Origin of the sequence: Thermanaerothrix solaris (assembly GCF_032334255.1) — a bacterium.
In the GTDB taxonomy this organism is placed as follows: domain Bacteria; phylum Chloroflexota; class Anaerolineae; order Anaerolineales; family Anaerolineaceae; genus Thermanaerothrix; species Thermanaerothrix solaris.
On sequence record NZ_JAUHMF010000010.1, the window covers coordinates 22,720 to 46,425 of the forward strand.

The window sequence follows — 23,706 nt, forward strand, 5'->3', positions numbered from 1 at the left end:
GGAAGCCCAACATCTTCAGGGGTGGGAGGAAGCGCCTCGCTTTAGCGGCTTAGCCCGCTTGTCAATATTGAACACGAGTTCTATAATACGATTATGCACAGTACAGAATGCATCGTGATCAAGGTCGTGCAGCCCAACAAGCGCAAAGCTGACTGGCTGGATGCGATGGCGGTTCGGTTCAGCCAGGCCGTGCAGATTGGTCTTGACGCGGCGCAAGCAGAACGCACCAGCAGTCGAGCCAAACTGCACCGTGTGGTCTATCATCAGGCCCGCGCCAAATTCGGCTTGCCAGCCGACTATGCTCGCATGGCCGTCAACGCCGCTGTATCGCTGGCCCGTTCCTACTACGGCTTGCGCAAGGCCAAACAGCGTCCCTCCTTTCCCAAGGTGAATGGCAGTCAGGGTATTGGCCTGGGTGTGAACGCCTATGCCGTCGTGCAGGACGGCAGGCGCTTCGTCCTGCGCGTTTCTACGGGCGCTCGCGGCCAGTACCTCTGGTTGCCCTTGTGCGTGCCCGCTCGCTATCGGGATCGCATCGCTTCGGTGTACGGTGACGCCAGGCTGTTCAAGCGACGCGGTCAGTGGTACGTGATGTTGCCCGTCCGCCAGCCCCAAACGCCCGTCGGATGTTCCGATGAACCTGCGTTCATTGGCGTTGATTTGGGCGTGGCGCGACACGCAACGGTCGTGACCCCTGACCGCACGGTGTTCTTTGACGGCAAGGAAGCCCGCCGCAGGCGGGAGCACTTCGCAGACCTGAGACGGCGCTACCAGCGTCACCGCCGGACAGATCGGGTGAAGGAACAAAAGGGCAAGGAGTCGCGATGGATGGATGACCTGAATCACAAGATCAGCCGACGGATTGTAGACCTTGCCGCGCGGTACCCGAATCCGGTGATTGTTCTGGAGCGGCTGGATGGCATTCGTTACCGCACACACGGGTCGAAGTGCTTCAACCGCATGATGGCGAGTTGGGCATTCCGCGATCTGGTGGATAAGATCAAATACAAGGCTGCGCGGAGCGGCATCCCCGTTATCTTCGTTGACCCGCGCAAAACCAGCCAGACCTGCTCCCGGTGTGGGCACGTCAGTCGCTCCAACCGACCCGAGCAAGCCACGTTCCGATGTATCGCCTGCGGCTACAGCACGAACGCCGACAGGAACGCCGCGCGCAACATCGCTGCGGCAGGAGCATGTCTCCTGTCGCAAGGGCGGCCTGACACCGCCCGGCCTGATGGCCAGACTGGGGACGTTAGTCCCCGGCCCGATGGAGTACAGGGATGTGCTTCGGTGCATTCAGACTCCAACCTCGCAAGTTCCATGTTGGAACCCCACAGGCTTTAGCCGTGGGAGGATGTCAGGATATACAGTCAAAAACAAATCATTATCCACCATTTTCGCCTCCCGTTTGGATTATGTGTGAGAACGGCTTTTTCGTAAACGAGCAGCCCCTTACGCTCAGAGACGAATCCCAATCTCGTCCGGCCTGAATTCTGCCGAAGCATACTGACGTCCTTCGGCGTCGTAGTACACCACACGCCAGGCCCGGGACGCCACCTCAAACTCAACCACATCCTTCGTCACCGCCGGCGGCGCACACGGCTCTATGTTTTCAAATCCATGCGCGTCACCCGGCTCGAACACATTGGCCATCGTTCGCACCAGGACCGCGTTATCCGATTGGCCAACGTAAACATATGCATCCAGCAAACGCCGGATCAGCGTCTCTGCGATAGCCACCTCTGCCACCAGCAGGTCTTCGTTGGTGTAGTTGGCCAGCAGAAATCGATAACCGCTCATATTCACCCCCCTAAAATTTCGTCCGGATTTGCTGATTGTGTTCAAACGGGTTGAAGTCCAGCGGCTTCTGTTCGTACCAGCCTTGCGTCATCCCAAGCCACGCCTCCGGCGCAAGATTCTCCAGGCGTCGCAGGCCTTCCTGCGCCTCCTCACGCGTCAGGTACGGTCCCGATACGTAGCCGTATCGGTCAAATGTCCACCACAACCCACCGCCAAGCATACCCTGCTCATCTGGCGTCAGTTCCCGATACGTCCCGTCCCACGTTTTCACCGCAAGCGTGAAGGCTTCGGCCCCAATATCAAACAGATACACCAATTGTCCATCAGATACTGTCGTCAACACGTCCTCGTGAACACTGCTTCGCAGGCGACCTTGATCCAGGAATTCGCTTAACGGCATCATAACAGTTTCACCTCCTCTTGATTTTAGCAATCCCACGGGCCAAACCGACGGCTGCAACGGCCAGGCCCCAAAACGCCAGAAATCCACCCCGCCCCGGAAAGGCTCGGTTCAGGTAAAAGCCCAAGACAACCAGGCCGAACGCCAGGATCAGCCACCCGATAACCCTGACCGACTTCACGCCAGCCTCTTGATCCAGGGCAGAAGATCACCACGGCTCTGAGAATCCCCCCACACCGAAAAGACCCCTTCCGGCGTGATCCGCAGGTGGCCACCGTGTTCGCCTTGAGGCGGGATATTGGCCACCGCCGCCGTGTCCTCTTCGATCAACGTCCACAGCGCCTCGTCGGCGTCGTCCACCTGGTACACATCGGCCTGATAAATCACGCCGTGGCCGGAAGTGCCGAAATGCACCTGGGCGTAGAGGCGTTTGATCTCTTCGACTTGGTCGGGGCGCAGATCTATCATGTGAATCGTGCTCATCTGAGGTTCGTTGTAGATTGACGCATCGGCGACGATAACCGGCATTGTTCCTCCTTTCTAGGCTGTACCGGAGATATAATCCTCGTCCCCCTCGAAGGACGCCCGCAGGACCTCCCGCTTCTCCCACGCTGCGGCGGCGTTCTGTCCTCCGCCCTGGGCGATGATGTCGGGGAGAAAACGCACGTTCACCACCCTCACCCCCTTGATCCGATAAGGTCGGGGCACAAAGGCGTGGGTGAAGACGATCAGGGCATTGACCCATACCTCGACCCCGATGAGTTTGCGCAGGTGGTTTTTGAGCCAGTAGGCGTTGCCCAGGGCCTGGGCGATAAAGTCCTTCTCAGGGGGCTTGCCGTTGAGAAGCAAGCGCTCGCCGGCGACCTCAACCCGCCCGTGGTGCGATTTGGTTTCCAGGACGAAAACGCCGTGCGGGGTGAGCACCACATGATCAATGTTGCCGTGACCGGTGGCCACATCGTGGAAGATGAGCATTGGCTGTTGGGCAGCCAGGCGTTCGAGGACGCGGCTCACGTCCTCCTCGGCCCTTGCGCCGCGCTCGGCCTGGCGCGCCCGCTTGAGTTGGCGGTCGATCCCTTCCCCGGCGACGTTCCCGATCAGCCGGGTCAGGAGCAGCAGGGCCAGAAAGCCCGGCAGGCCGATAGCGGCCACCAGCCGGGTGTCCAGCGAGATTGCAAGAATTCCCACGGCGACCAGCAGTCCCAAAAGCAGAAACCACGTGGCCGTGCGGCGTCGTGAAGCGGCCATTTGGCGAGTAGAGGCTCCGGCCCGGCGTCCCACGTTCGACCTCCTTACACCAACGGCGGCAGGCCTGCTTCCCGACGAACTTCAAACAAGGCCTCCACATCCCCGGACGCCGCGGCTTCCAGTGTGTTGAGATCGTAGGTGCGGTTCATCAGCCACTCGTCCAGGCGGTGGACGTCCGGCCCTTCCTCAGCGATGCCAAGCCGGTACTGCTCTGCCCACAGGCTCAAGGCCAATTCAATCGCTTTTTCGGTTAAGACGCGTTTGCTCATAATGGCTCCAAAAGCCCTCAAACGCAGGACTGGGGATATACCACATTGAACCGCAAGTGAAGCACTCGAAAGTTGCGCCGTAGGGGGATATTCCGATAAAATCCCTCTCGCCGCAAGTCGGACAAGGCGGGTGGGTAATGTCGCCCCGGACGGCGCAGAACACCCTTTGGCCGGAATACTCCTGATAGGCACACAACTTTTGTGGAAACGCCGAACACACAAGGTTATATCCGCCGGTTACGAACGGACACCGGAGCATGGCCTCTCTCCCTAGAACGGCCACGAGGAGCGTTTGCGCTTTTGCTCTTCCTGCTGGTACCACCACCAGTCCCAGTCGGCCAACCAACGGCGGTATGCGGCGGCTTGGCGTTCTTGCTCTTCCTCTTCCATCTGTCGGGAGTACTCTTCCCACTTCTCGTCGTATCGTGGCATCCATTCCGGCCACCAATCGGGGTCGCCGGGGCCGCGCAGGCGCCACTTTTCGCCCGGCTTGACCCAATTCTTCAGACCCGTCCATTCTATCGGCGGTTGCGTTGGGTCATTGGGGGGTGCGGGCTGTGCCGGTTGTGCGGGTTGTGCGGGAGGTTGTTCCTGCTTTTCTTGCTTTTCCTGCTTGTTCTTACCGTCACCGAATAACCACTTCAAGAATCCCATGTGCGTCGTTCCTCCTTTCGTTGTTGGGATTATTCCACCCAGTAGCGGATCACTCTGGGGTGCTGGTTGAGGAAAAGTTCCTGTGCGGCCGTGGTATCCTCGGCCTCGCCAGGTCGATTTCGATCCGATCTTCGGTTTCCTCCCAGGATTCAAAGTCGATATACTGATCGGGGTGGTACGGGAAACCGCGCAGTCCCGGATCGGTCGGATCATCCGTGTGCTTCATGAGAACGATCAGTTTCTTACCCATGCGGTCCTCCAACGGTTACCGTCCAATGTCCGTCGCGTTCGAACGTAAGTTTCACCGAGCGCGCCGGCGAGAGCAAAAAAGCCACGTCACGTGGGCTGTCGGGGTCGGAAAACGGCCCGTCCGGCGTAACGGCAGGCAGGCTGAGGATAAACTCGCAGAGTTCGAGTTCGGGGGCCTGCGCAAAGGCTTCCCGGGCCAGTTGTTCGAAGCGCCGGAAGTGGTTCTGGTTGAGGTAGAAATGTGTATCGCCGTCGGTGATTTTGATCACAGTAATTCTCCTTGGAGCACGACATCCCATTCCGGCAGCCACAGACCGGCCGGTTTGAAGAGGTTTTTGATCTCGCCCCGGAGCCACTTATCGCCCACCTGCACCCAGCGGTCGATATTGGCCAGGCGGATCAGGTGGAGGTACTCCTTGACGGCGGTTTTGTCCCAGGGCAAGCCCTTAGCGGCGTAGATGCGCACGGCGTTGACGATGCGGTTGGTGAATTCCCGAGGGGGCATCCAGCGGTCGTTGTGGTGCGGCTCGGAGGTCTTGTAATCCACCAGATCGAGCCAGGCGGTCATTTGGGCGACCTCATCGGGGGGCATGGCAAGCAGTTGATCGACGATGGCATCGGCGCGTTCGGGCATCATCAGCATGGCGAGGGTGTCTCGGGCGGCGGCTTCGAGGTTGACCTCGACCATGCGTTCGGGCTTTTTGCCGAAGGGGTAGACGTAGTAGGCGCTTCCGACCAGGCCCAAGCCGAAGCGGGGGAAATCGAGGATGGCCATGCAGGTTGCCAGGGTGAACATGGCGTTGGCCCCGGGTAGGGAATCGGGCCGGGGAAGTTGGCCGCTGGCCCGCAGTTCGTCCAGGAAGTGAGCGAGTTGTTTCGGAGCGGTGGTATACTCCGAGGCTTTGACCAGCAGGCGGTCGAGGGTCAGCAGGAGGGAAGCGTGGGCGGGCTGGATGGTGGGTTGGCGGGCGGTGAACTCGGCGATGGCCTCGACGAGGTTCCGGTTGGTAAGACGGGTGATGAAGGGTGGCAGCCGTAGGAGTTGTTGTTCGAGCGAGGGTACCTCTTGAGGTTCAGCGGGCACGGCGGGGGCAGGTTGATCTACGTAAGATTGTTCCTCGATCAAGCCGGGGATTTGGGTAGCCTCGATGAAGCGGTGGCAGGCGCGCACCAGGTCGCGGCTGGCGACGTTGGGGAAGCTGACCACCCAGACGATCTTGCCGGCGGCGTCGAGGTATCGGACCAGGGGGACGAAATCGCCGTCGCCGCTCATCAGGATGACCAGGTCGAGGGCGTTGGCGACCTTGGCCACCTCGAGGGTAAGGACAATATCGGTGCGATCCTTGGCCTTGCCGTTGGCGGCGATTCTGCCGTCCTCGACGGAGATGACGCGGAAGCCGAGGTTGGCCATAGCCTGGAGGAAGCGGCTTTCGGCGTTCGCGTCGGTGCCTGGGGTACGGAAGATGACCTTGGTGAGGATGTGGCCGAATTGGCCGAAGTAGTGATCGAGGGCGGCGTAGTTGACGAAGGGGCGGCTGTAGATGCTGTAGGCGGAGGTCATGAAGTTTTGGGCGTCGATAAAGATGCCGATATTCATAGGGTTGACGAATCACCTCCTTTCATATTGGAATCCTGCCCCCAATGTAGCATAAAATTATGCGACATTTCAACCAAAAACAAACCGAAGACAAAATTACTGCGTCTCCCCCTGCCCTTGTGGAGTGTTGTCGGTGTTGGTCTGAGCGGCGGCGGAGCGGCGCAGGCGTTCGAGTTGGTGCATGACTTCCTGACGTTCCTGTTCGAGGAAGTGCACCCAGGCAGCCAGGGCCTTGAGGGCGTCTTCGTAGTCGCGGTTGGGATCGGGCATGGCGTTCTTCTCCGGTTATTGGGAGGGATATATTTTGACTACACGAAATACGTCGTTTTTGGCAGTCAGTGTCAAGTGGCCGGCCTGCAAGGCCAATTCCACGGCGTGGCGGGGGCTCTCTCCGGCGGGGATCAAAAACTGTGTCCAATCGAAATCGACCAGCGCGACTCCGCGAACCACACCCTTTTCAAGGACCCCCGGATCCTCTTCCTCGGTTGTGCCAAAGTTCACCACCCATTTTTCGGGAGACCAGGGATAAACGGCATAAAACACAGGCTTTTTATCGGTCACAAAGCCTCCTTGATTTCCTGTTGGATTTGTCGGATGAGTTCTCGAGCCCGCTGGCGATCCTGCAAACGCGAGGAGAACACCACCTCTTCCAAGCGGCTGGGCAGAACGGAGACCACCAGAAGATCGCCGTCGTAGAACGAGGCCACACATGTGCCCTGGGGTAAGAGGGGCAGATTCTGGACGAGCGTTTCGGGGAGAAGCGGAAAATGTTCCCGTACGGCTTCCAGTTCACTTTCCTTTTGGCGAAAGATCAGCACATTAGCGGCATTGGCCAGCATCGGAACACCGTGCCGCAGTCCCGCTTCGTCGGCCGGTCCCAAGAGGGAATGCAAGTCCTGATCGGCCACGATCATTCCCACCAGCGAAGAGCGGGCGGTCTTGAACATGCCGGAGACGAAGGCAGCGGCCTCGCGGTCGCGCATCAGGATTCCCATTTCGTCCACGAACATCAAGATCGGTGCTGTGTCGCCTTGTTCTCGTCGAGTGCGGATGGAGCGCTGAATACCGGCCAGGAGCACCAGCAAAAAGGCCGAGCGGAGGTTTCCCCCCAAACCCTGCATGGGGAGGCGGCTGATATCGTAGATGTTAACCACGGCATCCAGCGAGAGATCCAAATCCGTGGGTTTCCCGAACAACCCGGCGCGACTGCCGTACACGCAGGAACGCAGGCCAAGGGCAATGGCCTCCGCCGTTCCCCGCACGACCGGGCCGTACTTTCCCTGAAGTTTTTCGACGTGCTGAAGCAGGTCCATCATCAGTGGATTGGTCTTCTGCTCGTATAAGGCGACGAGAGCCTCATCCAGGAGGGCCTGTTCGACGGGCTGATTGGAGTGAATTCCCAAAAGGCGCAGCATGGTGCGGGAGAATTCGACCTGGAGACCGAGTTCGTCGTAAACCCGTTCCAGGACGTTGACAGAAGCCCCCTGCTGTCCCAGGATGCCGTAACTGCGGATATGGTCATCGATGAAGTCCAGATGGATGTTACCCTGAGGGTCAACGATGATCAATCGTGTTCCCATAAGAAGGTGGCGCATCATGAGCACGAGGGCGCTGAAGGTCTTGCCTGAACCGGTTTGCCCCAGGATGACGGTGTTGTAAGAAGCCGCCTTGTCGTCGAAAAGGTCGATCACCACAGGTGCCTGGTTGCGATCCACACCCAGGAGCACCCCGTCGGTGCGGGTGCGACGGCGGTAGGAGAGCAGGGAAGAACTCAGGAGGGCAGCCCCGGTTGTGGCTACCAGTGTGCCGTCGTTATCCTCGGTCATTTGCCCTGAAGGGGAGAAAAGTTGAGGCACGATGTCCGCCGCGCCGTAATAGCGCTCCAGGCGCAAGGGCGTTGATGCGCGCACCACCTCCACCAGACGATGGAGTTCGGAAGGTGTCGGTGCGCCTACCAAGACATAGAGATTGATGGTATGGAGGGCTTCGCCGCGACGGATCAATCCTTGCAGTCCCCACAGGGTTTCTGCGGCGTCTTGGGTCTCGTGGCCCCCCTCCCCCGCCCTGGAATGGGACGTGACCAGCATCGAGCGCTTAATCTGGAAAAGGCGTGTGGTTTCCATGGCTGAAAGGGTATGGACTTGCAGGCCGACCCACACAGGGGCGTCCAGGGCAAGGATGCCGTGCAGGATCTGAGGGTAAATGGTCACGCCGTACTGGTTGAAGCGACTGCGCAGGAGGGCAAAATACAGACCGTTATCCCCTTCCAGATATTCCCAACGTGAGACGGCCGTGGCGAACGGCCGTTTCAGTTCGTGGTCCAGCGGAGCAACGGGGATGCCGTTGACCTCGATGATGTCCCTGATAATGGATGGGTCAACGGTAGGGTCGATCATCAGGTACAGGCGGACGAAGCGCACATCGGAGGCGATGTCGGAGAGGTGTTGTTCATAGGCGATGCGGTAGGCCATGACACCCGGCGGAAGGTAGTGATCCGGGGTAACCACCCGATGGAAGCCGTCCATGATGGTTTGGCGATCCAGGTGGTCGGTTACGGCCAGGAGGCGCATAGAGCCGTTTGAGGTCAGCCTTGGCAGGGAAGCCAGGAGGTCAGACAGGGCGTAGAAGCGCTGTGGTGATGCGACCAGATGATCGAAGGTGCCGAGCGAAAAGATCATGGTGTGTTCTTCTCATCCGTGGACTGCACTCCGAAAACCGGGCGCATATCCCAGGTCAAGATTTGGATGTGTTGGCGTCCCTCAGGCAAGAGTCGGGCAATGTGGATCTCTTGCAAACGGGCGTTATGGGCCAGGCGCTGGAGAGCATAGACGATGGGTGAGCGGTTGCCCAGGCTTTCCAGGCGGTGGATGGCCAGTAAGGTCAGGATGCCGGTAAGAAGTCCGGGGATGGGACCAAGGAGATAAAGGATGGGCATGGCGATTCCCCCGGCCAAAACCAGATCGGTGCTGGTAAAGCCAAAGATGTAGCGCGGCTCAAAGTGCAGGAGATCGGGGGGGACGGGGTATTCCAGCAGATCATCGGTTTGGTCGGTCTTCTCGGGCACGTTGAGCCTCCTAGCGCACGACGGCGATAATGATGCCGGCAATGACGATCAGGACCAGGCCGAAGATAACGTTTCCGATATGCGAGCGGTACTGAGCAGCCTGATCGGGCCAGAGGGCCGCTCCGGCCAGCATAACGCCGATGATGCCGAAACTGATGGCAGCCAAGCCGAGGGCGATGCTGAGGAACTGGTTGGTCATTATCACACCTCCTTTATTTGAGATAGTTACTTACCACCCAACCGTTGAGGCCGTCCACGCTGACGTAGACCCAGACGTAGTTATCGGCGCTTACGGCCTCCTGTCCGGGGACGATTACAACCGTCGTATTAGGCTCAAGGGTGCGCAGGACCTGCGCCGAAAGCGAGGGCTTATCCCGCAGGCGCACACTGCGCTGGGTGACGGCGGTTTTCGGGGGAATGGGGGTAGGCAGAGCGGCCTGGGTTGCTGCCAGGATTAAATCGCTCTGTTCGGCGATCAGGACGTACCGCCATACCGGGTCGTCGCTGACCAGGATGATGGCCAGGGAAGGTACGTTGGAGCGCATCACCTCGATCTGGTCGACGGAGACCTTACCGACAAAGGTAACCACAAACGAAACCAGGTTGCCGTTCTGGTAGCGCAGGGTGACGGGTTGTCCGGTGGTCACGCTGTTGGGACTGAGCATGGTTTGGGGGACGGCGATAACGCGGCGAACCCTGGATCCCACCAGCCACTCAGCGCCTTTAGGTTTCCAGTCGGTCATGCGGGTACCGAATCCGGTGTCATCGTCCAGGGAACGGGGTTGGAGCAAGATGCGCAAATCGCCGATTTCCAGGGAAACCGGCACGTCGGCCATATCCTGGACGGAATTGGGGGCAATCATGGAGCGCTGATCGATGATGGTGGCCTCGCCGGATGGGGTAACTTGAAGGACAAGTGGTGCCGTATCGGTGGGTGTTGATGGAGAAGAGGGTTTTGAGAATCCGGAGAAGATCAGCCACAGGCCGAAGAGGGAGGGGAGCAGTCCAATCACGGCCAGGAGCAGGAATTTGGTTGACGTAGGGAGTTCGCTTACACGGCTGCGCCAATCGCCCTGGGGTTTGAGGGTTCGGCGTCCGGAGACGACGACATCCTCCCCGCGCAAGACGGCCTGGACGGCCGGGTCCTGGGGATCGAGACGGGCCACGTGTTGGGTATCGATAGGGACGATGCCCTGACGGGCCTCTTCGATCAGGGTATCGATGACGGCCAATTGCTGTTCGGGCGTCACGGCCCCGGCGGCTTGATAACGGCGTTGGAGATAGGCGCGGAAGATATCGCTTCTCATCGTTGAATATTCCTAGTTAACTTTTGATCTTCGAGCCTGGCTTTCAAAAGCATTGCCTCGGGGTGGAGATTCGTCGGGGTGAGGTTGTGAGGGGTGAGGTTGTGAGGGTGGAGGGGGAGGCGAAAAATGCCGGGACACCCGCGCCGCGAACGCCTTACCGGAGCGGTAAATTCGTCCTGGAGCCTGCAGAGCGGTATCGATACCGCTTCCGGGTAGAATTGGCTGACGCACCGATGGGAGGATGTTGGGAGCAGGGCGTCCCAGGAGTTCGGCGGGCATGAGGATCTGGGATGTGTCGCGCAAAAACGTCTCATGCAGGCCGGTAATGGACTTGATGGCCCCGGAGGCAACGAGTTGCAAGACGAAGAAAGCGGTCAAGGACATGACCAGGGCAGGGATGATGCGGAGCGGGGAGAGATCCCCCCCTACCCCACCGACAGGGGCGACCCAAGACACGGCACCCAGAACCCGCATGACACCGCCGGTCAGGATACCCAGGATGATCGACATGAGGTAGATGTTGACGATGCGGAGGATGAGATTGCGTCCGGGGGTAAAGAACCCGGCGGGAAGTGCGGCGAAGAACAGAACGATGGCAGCGATAGCGCTGAGGTTGACGATGAAGACCACCAAACCGCAGGTAAAAACGATCAGGAAGCCGACCAAGCCGAGGAGGGCGTAAAAGAGGGACGAGAAAGCCAGGTTGACCCGACGGGTGAGGCTCTCGTCGGTTTCGAGGTTCAGGTTGATCACGTTGACGTTGCCGATCATGGGGCCGGCGCCGAGGATAACCGTGATCTGGTAGGTATCGGGCTGAGGGAAGAACACGGCGCGGTAAACCTGGGGCAAGTTGCCGTCGATGGTATTGACCTCATCGGGGCGTGCCATGAAAGGGTTGAGGAAGGGGGATTCAAACGCCAGGCCCTGTTCGGGATCTCCGAACACCAAGCGCATGATCGAAACCCGCAGGGCATCGAACTCCTGAACGAGATCGTAACCCAGAAAGGTGCGCACGAAGAAGAAGGCGATTAAGAAGCCCCAGAGGAAGACCTCGGCGCGCTTCCCGACCACGCGGTGGGCCAGGTTTCCGAAAGGCAGGATAAGGAGAATACCGACAACGAAGAGCATGATGAACATCAGTCCGTTCTGGGCGTCGAAGAGCAGGCGGTCCAGGGCAGGTGGTACGACCTGCTGGATGGCCGCAAGGATATTGCGGCGCAGGGTTTCCTCCCACTCTCCCTGGACGACGAAGCGGCTGATGTGGACGACCAGGCGTCCGGCCTGCCAGATCAGCCAGGAGATTCCGTTGGTCAGGCCGATCAATCCCTGGGCGGTGGTTCGCTTGGCAAGCAGGGTTGTGTATTCGGAGAACGGGACGCAGCGGTCCTCGTTGTAGGTACTGCGGGCGCAGTAGTTGACCTGTGAGAGCTCGTCCGGGGGCAAAGACTGGGCCCAGGAGTGGTTAACGATCAAGGTCAGCAAGAGGGAAGTAAGCAGGATGGCGAAGAGAGACCGCCGTTGGAGCATAGATCACCTCTTTTGGCCGGCGATAACGGCGAGGAGGGCCAGCACCAGGAGCAGCCCCCACAGCCACGAACGGTTGTTTGCCTCTGCCACCCGGTTGGGCTGGTCATAAGGTCGGCTCTCGGTGTCGGGAGCGAGGGTGTCCAGGCGCAGGGTCAGCGTCATGTTCTCACCGCTCCAGATCACATCGCGTTGGCCATAGGCAGAGACAGTAAGGGTTCCCCGAACGATGGGCTGTGTGGCGGGAACATCGAAGCGGCAGAGGCCGTTGGGGTTGGTACGGCAGACGAGATCGGTCGATCCGTCCTCGGTTTGGAAGCGCAGGGGCAGGTTGGCGACCGGATTTCCAGTGGCATCCAGGATAATAACGGTCAGCACGGTGCTGATAGCGGCCAATAGGTTTAAAAACCTCATCGTCCCTCCTGGATACCCTGATTCCAATCGTAGTTGTCACATCCAAGAGTAGGTCCTGGATCGATAGCGCCGTGGGGCCCGTTGATCTGGTAGTGCAGGTGAGAACCGGTGGAGTTGCCGGTGTTATCGACATGTCCGATCACCTGGCCCTTACGGACGATCTGTCCCTGGGAGACCGTAGCATCCATGAGGTGCATGTAGGTTGCCTTCCAGGGCAGGGGTTCGCCGCAGTAGTCATCGATCTGGCCGTTGCCGTTGAGGTCGGCCTGGACCTCGGACTCGCACACATGGAGGCAGGACTGCAGGAGGCGGTCGCCGTCGAGGTCGATGCCGACGGCTGTTTCACAGATCGGGGCCAGGGCCTGGAGTTGGACGAAGTTGCCCATGCCGTAGTTGTAGCCCGGCGGGTCAGAAGATACGGCCTGGACGACGCGGGAAAACGCGGTTGCCAGGACCGGTGCTCCTTCGATCAGGTTGGCCTTTCCGTTAGGGAGGATTTTTTTAGCAAAGTCCATGCCCCAGTGGGTGAAGCCGTTCATCTCGCGGGTATAGTTAGGGCTGCAGAAATAGGCAGAGATGATACTCCAATCACAGGGATAAAAGTCGAGCGGCCAACCCTGGAAGGGGTTATCGGGGAAATACTGATTGATGTTGTTACAGGATCCGCCGGATGGCGGTGAACCGGCGTTGGTATAACCCGCCAGTGGGGTACCCAAAACGGGGACATAGGACACGCCGGAGACGGTCGCGGAGGTCATACCGAAGACCGAGGCAAAGCAGAGGAGGATGGGCAAAGCGATCAGGGCAAGGGCAATCATCAGGATTCGGCGGCGCTTACGGCGGTTGAGTAAGAACATGGGTCACGGTAAACGCACGGGGAGGACAGGAGGATTGATGCGGATCTCAAGGGTATTGCTGTTCCCCGCATTGGTGATTCCGGGCTGATAGATGCGTGTGATTTGGAAGTAAGGGAGGTCGACGTAGAAGACCTTGCCCTCGGGCAGGCAGAACTCGGCCTTGCCGTCCCGGGCGTAGGCGGTACCGAGGCGCGAGAAGGTACTGTCGGTTAGAATGATCTGAACGCCGCTGATGGCCTCGCCCGGCGATGGCATTTCATCCCGGTTGTCGTCGCTGTAGACAATGACGACCAGAGAGGACTTGCAGTCCGGATGTAACCCGCCGATGCCGGTGGAGGCAGGAAGCGCGGTAAGCGGGGTGGGAAGAAGGGCAGGAAGAGGAGATGGGGTAAGGGTTGGCAACAGGGTTGGTATGGAGGTTGCCGATGGGGAAGGTAAAAGTGCCGCCATGTCACGGGTTGGGGTCGTTGTAGGCGGGGGTAGCGGTTTAGCCTCAGGGGGTCCGAGCCTGAAGGCGACGAAGAGGTAAACGGCCACGAGCACCAAACCGGTGCCGAAAACGGCCGCGGTTCGCTGGGCGTTACCGGCGCGGTCCACGCGATCCTCCGAGCAGTTTGGAAAGAATGGCGACCAGCAGGAGCAAGGCGATGATCAAGCGGTATTGATAGAGAAAGATCAGCGCTCCCGGCGCAAACGTAGCGAGGAGCAGTCCGATCAACACCAGGATCGCAATACCGACGAAGGTATTGACGAGCAGGCCTACAGCCCTGAAGACAAAGTGCTTCTCCTGCATTGATTATCATTATAAGGATTTCGGCGGGCAATTTCTCAAATGGTGTCAGATCGTTGCCAGGAGGATCAAGAGGATGGCAGTGGCGGTCATAGCCATGGCCACCGAGAACGGCTCAAGCAAGGGGGCTAACGTGTGTTCGTCCCTCGGCAACCGCAGTGAAATCCCCCACAAGACCAGAAAAAAGACGAAAAAGATGGCAAGGGTGGTTCTGGTCATCTGGACATATCCTGAGAGGATTGAAGGGCAAAAGAAATCCGTCGGCAAGAGCCGACGGGGGATCAGCGCAGGATGCGCGTTGGCGCTTCGGGTTCGATCTGTCGCGTCATGCGGGTAGCCCGGACGGGCAAACCGCGCAGGATCAGGGCACCGACCAAAAGAAGCCGGGTGCTGAACACCAGCACGGCGGCCACAATGGGCACGGTACGCTGAACAACCTCTTTGCCGACAACAGCAGCGCCCTGGATGGTGTGATTGACCACCAACAGCGACACCGACCACCAGGTAAGCACGGCATTCACGGCGGCGGCCAAGGCCCAGACGCCGAAAAGAAGCCACACGGCGGTCGTGTCAGCCTCATCTTCCGGGATAAAGAGGCGGGCGACACCGGCAAAGTCGATGGCGCACAAGGCCAGCGAGAGCAGTACCGCCCACACGGCCCCACTGCCCTGCCGACCCAAAATGTCCCGGAGGGCCTCAAGGGTCGTGCCGTAGTTGAACACCTCGAAACCGGCAATGCCGACAATGAACAGGGCCAGCGTCCAGACTTTGGGATCACGCAAATTCAGGCGCATACAACCTCCAAAAAAATAACATGATACGTTGGTATCATATTATCATAACTGCAAAAATGATTTCAACCACTTTTTCATCTTCAAATATTTTTCTTGTTGCAAATTTGTGTGCAAAAAGTTAAAATAAATTTATCTTTTTGCACACAAAAAGAAAAAATGATTGAAGAAATCCTCTACGACATCATTTACGATCAAAGCGGCTACTTTTCCGCCCGTCAAGCGCGAGACGCGGGGATCCCCTATCCCCTTCTCTCGCACTACGTCAAAAGCGGCAAGATCGAGCGCGTGCGTCATGGGGTTTACCGCCTGACCTATTTCCCCGAGACGCCGTATGCCGATTTCTTCATTGCCTGGCTGTCAGCAGGAGACAAGGCGGTGATTTCGCACCAGAGCGCCCTGTTCCTCTACGGTCTCACGGATCTGATGCCGGTCGAGATTGATCTCACGGTGCCGCGCACGGCCTCACGTCGTCTTGCGGGGGTTCGCCTGCACACGGCGCGCCTTGATCCAGAAGAGATCACCCGGCGAGAGGGACTGCCGGTGACCACCCTACCGCGCACGCTGATCGATCTGGTACGCTCCGGGACCCCTGTGGAATGGATCGAGCAGGCCGTACGTCAGGCGCTGGAGCGAGGTCTGATCAGCCGGAACAGGCTGTATCAGATCGTTGAAGCGCGGGGTGGAAAAGCGGCCAGGGTTATTCTGCCTTTATTGGGGTAAGCGTGAAGTATAAGAGCGGTGATGATTTCCGTCGTGCGCTGGAAGAGCGCCTGCGCCGGATGAGCCTCGACTCGGGTACGCCAATCCTGCGTTTGCGCAAAGCCGTAGCGTTTGAGCGCTTCCTGGCCCGCCTGATCAAAGCGCAGCCCCAGGATTGGGTGCTGAAGGGTGGATTCATGATCCAGTTGCGCCTTGGTGGGCAGTCACGCGTGACCAAGGACATCGACCTGCTCTTCCGACAGGCGTTAGACACCGATGAGGTTCACCAGCAGCTGGTTGAAGCCGCCGCGTTGGACCTGGGAGACTGGTTTGGATTCAACGTTGCTTACCCTTCCCAAAGCGGGACCCATCTTCGCTTTGAGGTGGAGTGTTTTTTAGGTGGCCGTCGTTTTGAGGTCTTTCCGTTGGACGTAGGCACGGGCGATCTCCTGGTGGGAGAGGTTGAGCATCTCTGTGCTCCGCCGCTTCTGGATTTTGCGGACATTGAACCGGTCTCGATCCCGTCCTATCCCGTTTCCCAACAGATTGCCGAGAAGGTTCATGCGCTCACCCGTCCCTATGCGACGGGCGGAAGCAGTCGGGTGAAAGATGCGGTGGACATCCTTCTTTTGGCGGGACAGAGCCATCTGCGGAGAGAAGACCTGTTTCAGGCGCTGGCGGTCACCTTTGAAGTGCGCCAAACTCACCCGCTTCCGGTTTGCTTTCCCGATTTGCCTAAAGACTGGCAACGCTCTTTGAGGGAGGAAGCCGAGAAAACGGGGCTCGGAGAGATCACCCTGGAAGAGGCCGATCAACGGCTCAAGGCTTTTCTCGATCCCGTTTTTGGTCAGAGGCCTCAAGGGAACACGTGGGATCCACTTCGCTGGGAGTGGTGTTGAGGCTATTCCAGGTACGCCTGTGGCCAGGGCTTGTTGAGTTCCTGCTCGAACCAGGCGTTGAATTCCTGGTTGAAGCGTGCGGTAGCGGTAAATGCCGGGCCGGACACAATATCGTGGTGACTTGGAAATGAGATTACATGCTGCCAACCGCAGGCTTTAGCGAAGGGGAAAAGATAGCTGTTCTCCCCGGGCAAGGCGTATTCGCCATTCTTCTCGAAGACGTGCTGCTGATAGCCGGAGGTAACCAGGGACGGTGATGCCGTGATCCAGGGGGAGTAATCAAAGAGATAAGCCTGACGTTCCTCGTCCCAGCCAATGAGGTTTTTCATAACGTGCTCCATGGTTCAAAAGGTAATCGATCAGCGGATCATACTCGCCGTACAATTCTGCTCGTCGAACAAGATCCGCGACAGAGTTATCCCAGAGGCCTGCATTCTCCAGACAATGCTGTACTTCCTCGATCCAGATGCTCCGTCCATAGCGTCTGCCCTTGCGGTAGGCATTTTGAGCCGCCACGAAGGCGGCCTGAATGTAGTTGCCGTTTTCCAGGTATAGCAGGTATAGTTGGAAACGCTCAATGTGGTTCATCTGTTCGGCGCAGTTCACCAATCGCGAGGATCTAAAGCCATGGTAAGATCGTCGTCGCCGGCCTCGCCCATGCGGGTAAGGTTCACCCAGCCCCCAACCCGTTGTGCCATCCAGACGGCAACGGGGTGGGTATGGGCATCTGGACCATAGCAAACGGCGCGCTGGACGATCTTGACAACCCCACCCTCCCCCATTGGGATACGGTAAGGAACGAGACGATCCGGGCGGTCGAGATAAACCACAAGGGTTCCATCGGCATCTACTGTGGGGGGCGCGTCAGTGATCACGCCGCCAGAGTGATCTGGGCGTGACCAGGGGGGATTTGCCTTGAGATAGGCAGCACCCAGTAATTCTTCTTCATCCTTCATGGTTGTTCCTCCGACGACATGATTTCGCGGTAGGTCGTGCAATCGAAGGTTTGCGTGCGTGCCAGGGTTACGAACAATCGTCCGATATGGCCAATGCGCTCGACCGCGATTGCCTCTGCCTGGGCAACGGGGTAACGTTGGAGCATAGAGACGAGGAAAGGATACCAGGCGCGATAGAGCACAGCGGCGCTTGGATTGTGCAGTTCTTCCACCAAGAAGCGGGCTCCGTTATCGGCGTTGTTCATCAATTGTAAAACTCCAGATCTTTGATATCCACGATAATTTCGACGATCTCGCCGTCGAAGTTTGTTGCACGAATGCGCGCGACAGTTGCCGGCGGCGTTGGGGTAGAAAAGTCTTCGGCAACCTCGGCCTGGTTGTAGATTTCGAGGACCTCAACATCCTGCGGGGCCGGGACGGCATGTCGTCTCAGGATGGAGCGCGTTTTTTCGTCCCATGATCTGGACCGAAGTTCCTCGATGAGACGCCGACCCTCGGGAGTTTTGGCGCTGGCCATGAGGGCATTCCAATCCTCAAGGCCGGAGCCGTAGGGGATCTGTGGGAAAAGCAGTTGCGCCCTCATGGATCACTCGGCGGACGTGATGAGATTTTCGAGGACCTTGCGCTTGAAGTCATCGTAGTTCTCAGCGTCGCGCTCGGCGAAGCGCAGGGCGACCAAGAGGCGGAAGTCCTGATCGGAGACGGCTCCGTCGGGCAGATCGATAACGCCAAACGGATCGTTGCAAAAGGCGTTGTAGAGTGGGGCTAAGTGTGACAAACCGTTATCGTTCAGGTAGCGGACCGGAAAATCGGACATAGTGCATGATCTCCTTTCATATCCAGCAGATTTGCGATTGAGATTTTGAAAACAACGACACTAACTCAGGAACGTTTCCTCGTCAATTTCCAACTCAATAATGTTTATATACATTCTTTCGCTGCGAAGGACCTGAATTTCCAAGGTGTTCTCGTAGTGTATAATCAGCCTCACAGTTTCAGCGGCCACCAGGCCATCCTCCACATCGATGAGTTCAAAGACCGGATCAATACGTTTTCTTTTGAAGTACCCAAACACCTGTGCCACGACAGGTACATCGTGCTCAATGCTTACCTGTATCGCTTTCTGGATCTCGCGGACATTGTAGGGTGTCAGAGGAATGATTAAGGTATATGACTTTGGATACACATTGGTAATAATTGCCTTCATCGGGGATCTACGGCGGAAGCCGCCCCTTTCCACAAACCTGTGTAGTAGTTTACAAGGTATTCAAGACGTTCTGGGCGAAATCCTGTGACCAAAGCATTTCCCAGACGGCGGTTAGGACTTGGTAGTCGTTTTGGGCCACAAGGTTGGTCAAGGCATCGATAAGTGTTGGCGTTTCAGGATGCCCGTAGATTCCAATACGTTGCAAGTCCCAACCGAGGCCGACTTTGAACTCGAAGGGGTTCACGGGGCGTCCCTGGAGCCATGCGTTCTCGGCCTGTTTCCAGCGGAAAAAGAGGGGTTGAAAAGCGTTGACCCGGTCGTGGGTATCTGTATAGTGCGGGGTCATACGGATCAATATGGCAGTGATTTGATAGACGTGGTCGAGGACATTAGAGGACATCTCTTGCATCTCTCTTTCTTGTGACAATAGGCAAAGGTTTACGCCACACCCACAGACATCAATACCAAGCCTCGAGGTGACAACCCGCCTTGCCGTAGGCGGTGAACATACGGCGCAGATCCTCAAACTCTTCTGGGGTAATATCATACTCCTCCAAGAACGACGGATCGTAGTTCATGCTGTTGAGACGCTCGGCGATTTGGCGCACCTCCGAATTGCTCAGGTCATTGTGCAGATCGAACCCAAGCACAGACACAAAGAAATCATTGTAGTAGCCGCCGCGAAACGAGCCGTTGCCGTGCTCGCTGAACAAACCGCCCACCAAATTGAGTTCCGGGTTGAATTCCAGATACGTCTTTTCGCCGTTCCGGTTGTACCAAATGTTATCGAGTCCCATAGCGAACCTCCTGGTTGCCGGGTTTCCCCTATCACCTAAAGGCGATAGAGGAAACCCGTATGTTTTAATGGTTGATCTACCAATCCTGGACGCGCTGGATTTTATATTCCACGAGCATCGCCCCGGCGTTTTCCATATCCTGGAGGGTATATTCCTGACCTCGTGGTGCCTTACCGACGGGGTACTCGATGGCGATATAGCGGGCGGTAAGGGCAGCAAGGTTAGCGGGGAGGTTGCCGGCGACCTCGTTATCGCGCACCAGGTCCTCGGAAGCCTCCTTGTAAACGGGGGCGTCGGTGAATTCGGGCAGGCGTTTGCGGATGAATTCTGCGGCGGCGTCATGACGGGTAACGATGAGTTTCATAAGATGGTCCTCCTTCACGAGTAGATAGTGGATACGTCTAATAGGTTAATCTTCACATCGGGATCTGTCATGCGGGAAAACCCGTAATTTTCACTCCCAGAGGTAGAGTTCACTGGTATCGATAGGAGTTGATATAGATGAGGTGCTTTGCTGGATGGCGGCGAAAGCCTGGCTGAGAAGGGAACGCATATTAGGAGGCACGACCTGGGACAAGGATGCGGTAACGCGTTCCTGCCAGCCGTCTGGGGAATAATAGTCATTGGGGTGAGCGGCGATAACATCGCGGATGAGTTGGCGGACGCGCTGGTGGTTGACGGGGACGAGGGGGTCAACGCGGATGACGGTAGGGGGCTGCCAGCGGCCGCCGATGCGGGCGCGCAGCCAAGCGTGGAGGGAAGGGAGGTCCGGGGTGACGTCGCCGTAGCGCATTTCGGAGGAAAGGGTTTGGCGGATGAGGTTAGCATCCTCGGGGTCTGGGGAGAAGAAGACCTGGGTGCTTGTATTGGCTAGAAGGGACTGGACGACGGGGAGCATGGTTTCGATGGAGCGCATCATGGAGAGGGACTGAGCCAGGACGAACGTGCGTGCGCCGAACTTAGCGCCCTCGGAGAGCATAGATTCGAGGCGCATGCCGACGCCGATTTCCTGGGCCTCGTCGACGATGAACCAGAAAGGGATAGGCTGGGTCAGGGTTTGCTGGCGGTAGGCGGCCTCGAAGACGTTATAGACCACGCTGGCGACCAAGCGTGCCGATTCGCGGCCCATGATGCCGGTAGGCAAGCGCAAGATGATCCAGGCGCGTTCCTGGATCCAGCGTTCGATAGGGGCAAAAGCGTCCTGGTGCATTGAGGCGAAGAGCCAGGGGGAAAGTTCGAGGGCCATAACCTTTGAGATGACGGGAGAGACAACCTCGGTGACCCAGGACTGCTGGGCGGCATTCATACTCTCGCCGGTTGTTTGGCCGAGGAGGGCGTCGAGGGCCATGGTACCGAGGCGTTCGGCCGGAGGGAGGTACTGCATAGCGGTTTCGTGACGCCAGCGGGGATTGAAGGCGAGGAAGACGGTATGGAGCAGGCCCATGCGCGCGCTGGGGTTATGGAGGTTCCAGGCGTGGGCGAGGCGGAAGAGGCCGAGGAGGGTAGCCTGCATACGAGGGCCCCAGTAGTCCTCCCAGATACGGCGGCCGATTTGGATAATGGCGTTACCGGCCCAGGCGTAATCGGGGACGGCGAGGAGGTTAAGGGGGATGAGTTCAGGTTCGTCGGGGGTGATGATGCGGAGGCGCTGGACGGCGTAGGCGCGTTGGGGTTCGGGGAGTTCGTCGAGAGCCTGGAGAAAGGCGTCGGCCAAGCCGAGGTGGGGATCGACGAGAAAGATACCGGGGGCATTCTCGCCGCGGGTGACGAGGTTGCGGAGCATTTGGTAGACGAGGGAGGATTTTCCGGTGCGGGAGCCGCCGATGATGAGGCCGTGGCCGTCGGGGTCGATCCCGATGGGGGCCTGGTTTTGGGCGCTGTAGCCGACCTTGAAGGGGGCGTTAAGGAGAGCGGGAGAAGCGGGGGGAAAGGGCACGTCCTGGCGGGTATCGGGGGCCCAGAGGGCGGTTCCCTCACTGCTTTCCGGGGGTGAGATCAAGGCGGCGAGGTCAGAGGCGGGGAGGGGAAACTGGTAGCGGCGCACTTGAGGCCAGAGGGTACCGGAGAAAGGCTTCCAGGCCGCGTTACCGCTCAAGGGGTTGAAGTTATGGGAAGCGGCGTAGAGGATGATGGCGGTGGCGAAGAGGGGTTCGCGGGTGCGTTGAAGGAGGAGTTCGCGGGGGATGGAGCGATAGCGCATCCATTGAGAGGCGTTGACGCCGGCGATGACGGTCAGGATACCGCCGGCCATGGTACCCAAGACGGCCGCGGGGTATGGCCACCAACCGGCGAGGGCGCCGCCGGCGAGGGTACCGGCGGTGAGGGTGCCGGTGATGGCCATGATCTGGTTGAGGCGGAGGCGGAGGTTCCAGAGGTTGGGGTGGTCGTCATCGACGCCGCCGGAGGAGCCGTAGGCATAGGCAGCGAGGGCGCGGAGTTCGGACTGAAGGCGGTGATGGCGATCCAGGAGCCAAATTTGGAGGACGGCGGGCTGGTGGGTACGTCGGGCGATATCGAGGAGGTAGCCGGCGAGGGCGAGCATGACATCGCCCTCGCCGGTTCCGATAGACGGAAAGAGATCGGAGGGGACGAGAGCAAAGCCGCCGCTTTGGAGTGGCGGATGGGTGCCGAGAGCCTCCCAGCGGGCCTGTTGGTGGACCAAAGATGCCCAGGTACCGGTTGCGGCCTCGCCCTGGCCTGGGGGGGCGTAGAAACGGAGGCGGAAGCCGTGTGTAGCGTCGGCGGAGAGTTCGAAGACGACGGGGAGGGTCAGATGGCCGAGCCAATCGGCGACCTGGGTGCGGATGCGCTCCACGGGGATGGAAGGAAGGCGCATTTCCCACATATGCCAGAGGCCGTTGCAGTAAGGGCAGTTCGGGAAGGTCTCGTCGTAGGTGGATCCGCAGGTAAGGCAGAGGTTGGGGGTCATCGTTGGTTCACCACAGGCAGTTTTTGAGGTTGGAGTCCGGTGAGGAGATTCGTTGCGACCCATGCACCGGTGTAGCGTCCGCGGGCGATGCGGGCCCAGGTGCGGTCAGGGGAGACGCCGTCGATGCGGAAGCAGGTATTTTTGCTCACGGTGGCCACCACCCCACCGCCGGGGGTGGAGCGGATGTTGAGGCGATCGACGCTGGCGCAGCCTGAAGGCAGGTAGATGCCGCTGGTCCAGATGCCGAAGCCGAGAAAGGTCAGGATCAAAGCCGCGACCGCCAGGGCGAACCGAGGGGTCAAACGCTTGTTCGCCACCTGTGGTTTCGAGGCAACCTGAAGGGCATTGATGCGCTGAGTAGGCTGAAGTTTCCAGTCCCGGGTTAGGACTTGAAGGTGTGCGGGGGAATACGTTAGAGCGGTGCTTTCGGCGGTGTGGGTGTCGTGGATTTTGATGCGTTCGACCAACTCATCGAGTCCGAGGGTAATCCAGACATGGCGGTGATGCTGTTTGAGCCAGGTGGAGACGCGGAAAGCGGCCAAGGTGCTTCGGGTATCCGGGCTGGGGTTAGGGACGAGGACATAAGCGTACACCCTGCCGTTGAAGGTCATTTTGCGGCTTTTGAAGAGTTTGAACAGGCGGGTTCGGACGTGGTTGGCGGTGTTCTCCGCCTGCTGGACAGGGGTTTCGGGTTGCTCGCGGTACAGATTGACGATCTCCTCGCCGTCCAGCCACCAGCGTCCGTCCGGATCGATGTGGATATTGCCGATCTTATCCTTGATCTCGATGACATGAACGGCGTGGGGGGTAATAATAACGAGGTCCGGGCGTCGTCCGATGTCCACATTGAGGCAGATGGCCAGGGCGTCGTCCTGGAGCCGCTGAGCCAGATCTCGCACCAGTGTAGCGCTGAGGTCTTCGACGATGGTAGTATCCTGACGGATCAGAATCTGGACCAAGAGGGCCTCCTGGGGCGGGGTTTGATGGTAGGGAGGAGTGTGCGGAGCAAGTTGTAACTGGTCTGGGAACGGGGGTAATAGCGTCCTTTGACTTCCAGGGAACTCAGGTTATCGACATACACAATTTGTTCCACGAGGTCATTGAAGACGGGTTCATCCAGTGCCCAATCCTCGGGGCCGACGCCGATATAGGCGTCGGTTATCAGATCGCGGATCCAGAGGATAGGCCAATCGTTGACCACTTCGACGTAGAAATCGGTTTCCGACCAGACGGGGGAAGGCATAAGAACACC

General features: G+C 58.7%; 39 protein-coding genes. 3 read left to right on the top strand and 36 right to left on the bottom strand.

The genetic code is table 11. The features are described 5' to 3' along the window. Window positions 1-114: 114 nt before the first annotated feature. Complete coding sequence (locus tag QYE77_RS14840; protein ID WP_315626321.1) at window positions 115-1,344, top strand: transposase; 1,230 nt, start codon at window positions 115-117, stop codon at window positions 1,342-1,344. Between the two features lie 114 nt (window positions 1,345-1,458). Here QYE77_RS14840 and QYE77_RS14845 read toward each other — a convergent pair whose 3' ends face one another. From QYE77_RS14845 to QYE77_RS14955, 23 genes are all read right to left on the bottom strand, one after another. Beyond that, window positions 1,459-1,800: a hypothetical protein gene (locus QYE77_RS14845; RefSeq protein WP_315626322.1), complete on the bottom strand. Its 342-nt coding sequence runs from the start codon at window positions 1,798-1,800 to the stop codon at window positions 1,459-1,461. Window positions 1,801-1,810: 10 nt separating this feature from the next. Continuing rightward, on the bottom strand, window positions 1,811-2,203 hold the full coding sequence (locus tag QYE77_RS14850; protein WP_315626323.1) for a hypothetical protein: 393 nt from the start codon (window positions 2,201-2,203) through the stop codon (window positions 1,811-1,813). 7 nt (window positions 2,204-2,210) lie between these two features. Then, window positions 2,211-2,381 (bottom strand): hypothetical protein, encoded by a 171-nt coding sequence (locus QYE77_RS14855; protein ID WP_315626324.1) that lies wholly within the window; start codon window positions 2,379-2,381, stop codon window positions 2,211-2,213. Next, window positions 2,378-2,728: a hypothetical protein gene (locus QYE77_RS14860; protein WP_315626325.1), complete on the bottom strand. Its 351-nt coding sequence runs from the start codon at window positions 2,726-2,728 to the stop codon at window positions 2,378-2,380. Before QYE77_RS14860 ends, QYE77_RS14855 begins: the two co-directional genes overlap by 4 nt. A 12-nt stretch (window positions 2,729-2,740) precedes the next feature. After that, on the bottom strand, window positions 2,741-3,481 hold the full coding sequence (locus QYE77_RS14865) for a nuclease-related domain-containing protein (protein WP_315626326.1): 741 nt from the start codon (window positions 3,479-3,481) through the stop codon (window positions 2,741-2,743). An 11-nt stretch (window positions 3,482-3,492) separates the two neighbouring features. Beyond that, entirely contained in the window at window positions 3,493-3,717 is a 225-nt protein-coding gene (locus tag QYE77_RS14870) for a hypothetical protein (RefSeq protein ID WP_315626327.1), read from the bottom strand. Between the two features lie 270 nt (window positions 3,718-3,987). Beyond that, window positions 3,988-4,371 (bottom strand): hypothetical protein, encoded by a 384-nt coding sequence (locus tag QYE77_RS14875; protein WP_315626360.1) that lies wholly within the window; start codon window positions 4,369-4,371, stop codon window positions 3,988-3,990. Between the two features lie 49 nt (window positions 4,372-4,420). Continuing rightward, a complete protein-coding gene (locus tag QYE77_RS14880; protein WP_315626328.1) occupies window positions 4,421-4,621 on the bottom strand; it encodes a hypothetical protein in 201 nt (66 codons plus the stop codon). Continuing rightward, window positions 4,614-4,889 (bottom strand): hypothetical protein, encoded by a 276-nt coding sequence (locus QYE77_RS14885; RefSeq protein WP_315626329.1) that lies wholly within the window; start codon window positions 4,887-4,889, stop codon window positions 4,614-4,616. The genes QYE77_RS14880 and QYE77_RS14885 overlap by 8 nt, the downstream gene beginning before the upstream one ends. Next, on the bottom strand, window positions 4,886-6,217 hold the full coding sequence (locus tag QYE77_RS14890; protein WP_315626330.1) for an NYN domain-containing protein: 1,332 nt from the start codon (window positions 6,215-6,217) through the stop codon (window positions 4,886-4,888). The genes QYE77_RS14885 and QYE77_RS14890 overlap by 4 nt, the downstream gene beginning before the upstream one ends. A 96-nt stretch (window positions 6,218-6,313) precedes the next feature. Next, window positions 6,314-6,487, bottom strand: a complete 174-nt coding sequence (locus QYE77_RS14895) for a hypothetical protein (RefSeq protein ID WP_315626331.1) — start codon at window positions 6,485-6,487, stop codon at window positions 6,314-6,316. A gap of 15 nt (window positions 6,488-6,502) precedes the next feature. Further along, window positions 6,503-6,778 (bottom strand): hypothetical protein, encoded by a 276-nt coding sequence (locus QYE77_RS14900; RefSeq protein ID WP_315626332.1) that lies wholly within the window; start codon window positions 6,776-6,778, stop codon window positions 6,503-6,505. Further along, a complete protein-coding gene (locus QYE77_RS14905; RefSeq protein WP_315626333.1) occupies window positions 6,775-8,895 on the bottom strand; it encodes a helicase HerA domain-containing protein in 2,121 nt (706 codons plus the stop codon). Before QYE77_RS14905 ends, QYE77_RS14900 begins: the two co-directional genes overlap by 4 nt. Beyond that, window positions 8,892-9,281, bottom strand: coding sequence for a hypothetical protein (locus QYE77_RS14910; RefSeq protein WP_315626334.1), 390 nt, complete (start codon window positions 9,279-9,281; stop codon window positions 8,892-8,894). Before QYE77_RS14910 ends, QYE77_RS14905 begins: the two co-directional genes overlap by 4 nt. A gap of 10 nt (window positions 9,282-9,291) precedes the next feature. Further along, a complete protein-coding gene (locus QYE77_RS14915) occupies window positions 9,292-9,480 on the bottom strand; it encodes a hypothetical protein (protein WP_315626336.1) in 189 nt (62 codons plus the stop codon). Between the two features lie 13 nt (window positions 9,481-9,493). Beyond that, window positions 9,494-10,588: an SH3 domain-containing protein gene (locus QYE77_RS14920; RefSeq protein ID WP_315626337.1), complete on the bottom strand. Its 1,095-nt coding sequence runs from the start codon at window positions 10,586-10,588 to the stop codon at window positions 9,494-9,496. 12 nt (window positions 10,589-10,600) lie between these two features. Continuing rightward, window positions 10,601-12,115, bottom strand: a complete 1,515-nt coding sequence (locus QYE77_RS14925; protein ID WP_315626338.1) for a hypothetical protein — start codon at window positions 12,113-12,115, stop codon at window positions 10,601-10,603. Window positions 12,116-12,118: 3 nt separating this feature from the next. After that, window positions 12,119-12,526: an Ig-like domain-containing protein gene (locus QYE77_RS14930; RefSeq protein WP_315626339.1), complete on the bottom strand. Its 408-nt coding sequence runs from the start codon at window positions 12,524-12,526 to the stop codon at window positions 12,119-12,121. After that, entirely contained in the window at window positions 12,523-13,383 is an 861-nt protein-coding gene (locus QYE77_RS14935) for a M23 family metallopeptidase (RefSeq protein ID WP_315626340.1), read from the bottom strand. Before QYE77_RS14935 ends, QYE77_RS14930 begins: the two co-directional genes overlap by 4 nt. A gap of 3 nt (window positions 13,384-13,386) precedes the next feature. After that, entirely contained in the window at window positions 13,387-13,980 is a 594-nt protein-coding gene (locus QYE77_RS14940; protein WP_315626341.1) for a hypothetical protein, read from the bottom strand. Next, the gene (locus QYE77_RS14945; RefSeq protein ID WP_315626342.1) at window positions 13,964-14,176 is read right to left on the bottom strand and encodes a hypothetical protein; all 213 of its coding nucleotides are present in this window, start codon (window positions 14,174-14,176) and stop codon (window positions 13,964-13,966) included. Before QYE77_RS14945 ends, QYE77_RS14940 begins: the two co-directional genes overlap by 17 nt. A gap of 45 nt (window positions 14,177-14,221) precedes the next feature. Further along, window positions 14,222-14,392 carry a hypothetical protein gene (locus tag QYE77_RS14950; RefSeq protein ID WP_315626344.1) on the bottom strand — a complete coding sequence of 57 codons (171 nt, stop codon included), beginning with the start codon at window positions 14,390-14,392 and terminating at the stop codon, window positions 14,222-14,224. Window positions 14,393-14,454: 62 nt separating this feature from the next. After that, on the bottom strand, window positions 14,455-14,967 hold the full coding sequence (locus QYE77_RS14955) for a hypothetical protein (RefSeq protein WP_315626345.1): 513 nt from the start codon (window positions 14,965-14,967) through the stop codon (window positions 14,455-14,457). A 156-nt stretch (window positions 14,968-15,123) separates the two neighbouring features. On the opposite strand from QYE77_RS14955, the gene QYE77_RS14960 reads away from it, so the two are divergent. Beyond that, a complete protein-coding gene (locus tag QYE77_RS14960) occupies window positions 15,124-15,687 on the top strand; it encodes a type IV toxin-antitoxin system AbiEi family antitoxin domain-containing protein (protein WP_315626346.1) in 564 nt (187 codons plus the stop codon). Between the two features lie 2 nt (window positions 15,688-15,689). After that, window positions 15,690-16,565, top strand: coding sequence for a nucleotidyl transferase AbiEii/AbiGii toxin family protein (locus QYE77_RS14965; protein WP_315626347.1), 876 nt, complete (start codon window positions 15,690-15,692; stop codon window positions 16,563-16,565). Window positions 16,566-16,567: 2 nt separating this feature from the next. Here the strand turns inward: QYE77_RS14965 and QYE77_RS14970 are convergent, their stop codons facing one another. The 13 genes from QYE77_RS14970 to QYE77_RS15030 form a co-directional block, all read right to left on the bottom strand. Next, window positions 16,568-16,894 carry a hypothetical protein gene (locus tag QYE77_RS14970; protein ID WP_315626348.1) on the bottom strand — a complete coding sequence of 109 codons (327 nt, stop codon included), beginning with the start codon at window positions 16,892-16,894 and terminating at the stop codon, window positions 16,568-16,570. Beyond that, complete coding sequence (locus QYE77_RS14975) at window positions 16,845-17,153, bottom strand: hypothetical protein (RefSeq protein WP_315626349.1); 309 nt, start codon at window positions 17,151-17,153, stop codon at window positions 16,845-16,847. The genes QYE77_RS14970 and QYE77_RS14975 overlap by 50 nt, the downstream gene beginning before the upstream one ends. 14 nt (window positions 17,154-17,167) lie before the next feature. Beyond that, window positions 17,168-17,521 (bottom strand): hypothetical protein, encoded by a 354-nt coding sequence (locus tag QYE77_RS14980; protein WP_315626350.1) that lies wholly within the window; start codon window positions 17,519-17,521, stop codon window positions 17,168-17,170. Beyond that, entirely contained in the window at window positions 17,518-17,766 is a 249-nt protein-coding gene (locus tag QYE77_RS14985) for a hypothetical protein (protein ID WP_315626351.1), read from the bottom strand. Before QYE77_RS14985 ends, QYE77_RS14980 begins: the two co-directional genes overlap by 4 nt. After that, window positions 17,766-18,104, bottom strand: coding sequence for a hypothetical protein (locus tag QYE77_RS14990; RefSeq protein ID WP_315626352.1), 339 nt, complete (start codon window positions 18,102-18,104; stop codon window positions 17,766-17,768). The genes QYE77_RS14985 and QYE77_RS14990 overlap by 1 nt, the downstream gene beginning before the upstream one ends. Before the next feature lie 3 nt (window positions 18,105-18,107). Continuing rightward, window positions 18,108-18,338 carry a hypothetical protein gene (locus QYE77_RS14995; RefSeq protein WP_315626353.1) on the bottom strand — a complete coding sequence of 77 codons (231 nt, stop codon included), beginning with the start codon at window positions 18,336-18,338 and terminating at the stop codon, window positions 18,108-18,110. Window positions 18,339-18,398: 60 nt separating this feature from the next. Next, window positions 18,399-18,707: a hypothetical protein gene (locus QYE77_RS15000; protein WP_315626354.1), complete on the bottom strand. Its 309-nt coding sequence runs from the start codon at window positions 18,705-18,707 to the stop codon at window positions 18,399-18,401. Between the two features lie 70 nt (window positions 18,708-18,777). Next, on the bottom strand, window positions 18,778-19,128 hold the full coding sequence (locus QYE77_RS15005; protein ID WP_315626355.1) for a hypothetical protein: 351 nt from the start codon (window positions 19,126-19,128) through the stop codon (window positions 18,778-18,780). Window positions 19,129-19,186: 58 nt separating this feature from the next. Further along, window positions 19,187-19,525: a hypothetical protein gene (locus tag QYE77_RS15010; protein WP_315626356.1), complete on the bottom strand. Its 339-nt coding sequence runs from the start codon at window positions 19,523-19,525 to the stop codon at window positions 19,187-19,189. A 76-nt stretch (window positions 19,526-19,601) separates the two neighbouring features. After that, window positions 19,602-19,889, bottom strand: coding sequence for a CRISPR-associated protein Csx16 (locus tag QYE77_RS15015; protein WP_315626357.1), 288 nt, complete (start codon window positions 19,887-19,889; stop codon window positions 19,602-19,604). A gap of 90 nt (window positions 19,890-19,979) precedes the next feature. Continuing rightward, on the bottom strand, window positions 19,980-22,454 hold the full coding sequence (locus QYE77_RS15020) for a type IV secretory system conjugative DNA transfer family protein (RefSeq protein ID WP_315626358.1): 2,475 nt from the start codon (window positions 22,452-22,454) through the stop codon (window positions 19,980-19,982). Then, entirely contained in the window at window positions 22,451-23,413 is a 963-nt protein-coding gene (locus QYE77_RS15025) for an NERD domain-containing protein (RefSeq protein ID WP_315626232.1), read from the bottom strand. Before QYE77_RS15025 ends, QYE77_RS15020 begins: the two co-directional genes overlap by 4 nt. Beyond that, complete coding sequence (locus QYE77_RS15030) at window positions 23,398-23,697, bottom strand: hypothetical protein (RefSeq protein ID WP_315626233.1); 300 nt, start codon at window positions 23,695-23,697, stop codon at window positions 23,398-23,400. Before QYE77_RS15030 ends, QYE77_RS15025 begins: the two co-directional genes overlap by 16 nt. Window positions 23,698-23,706: the final 9 nt, after the last annotated feature.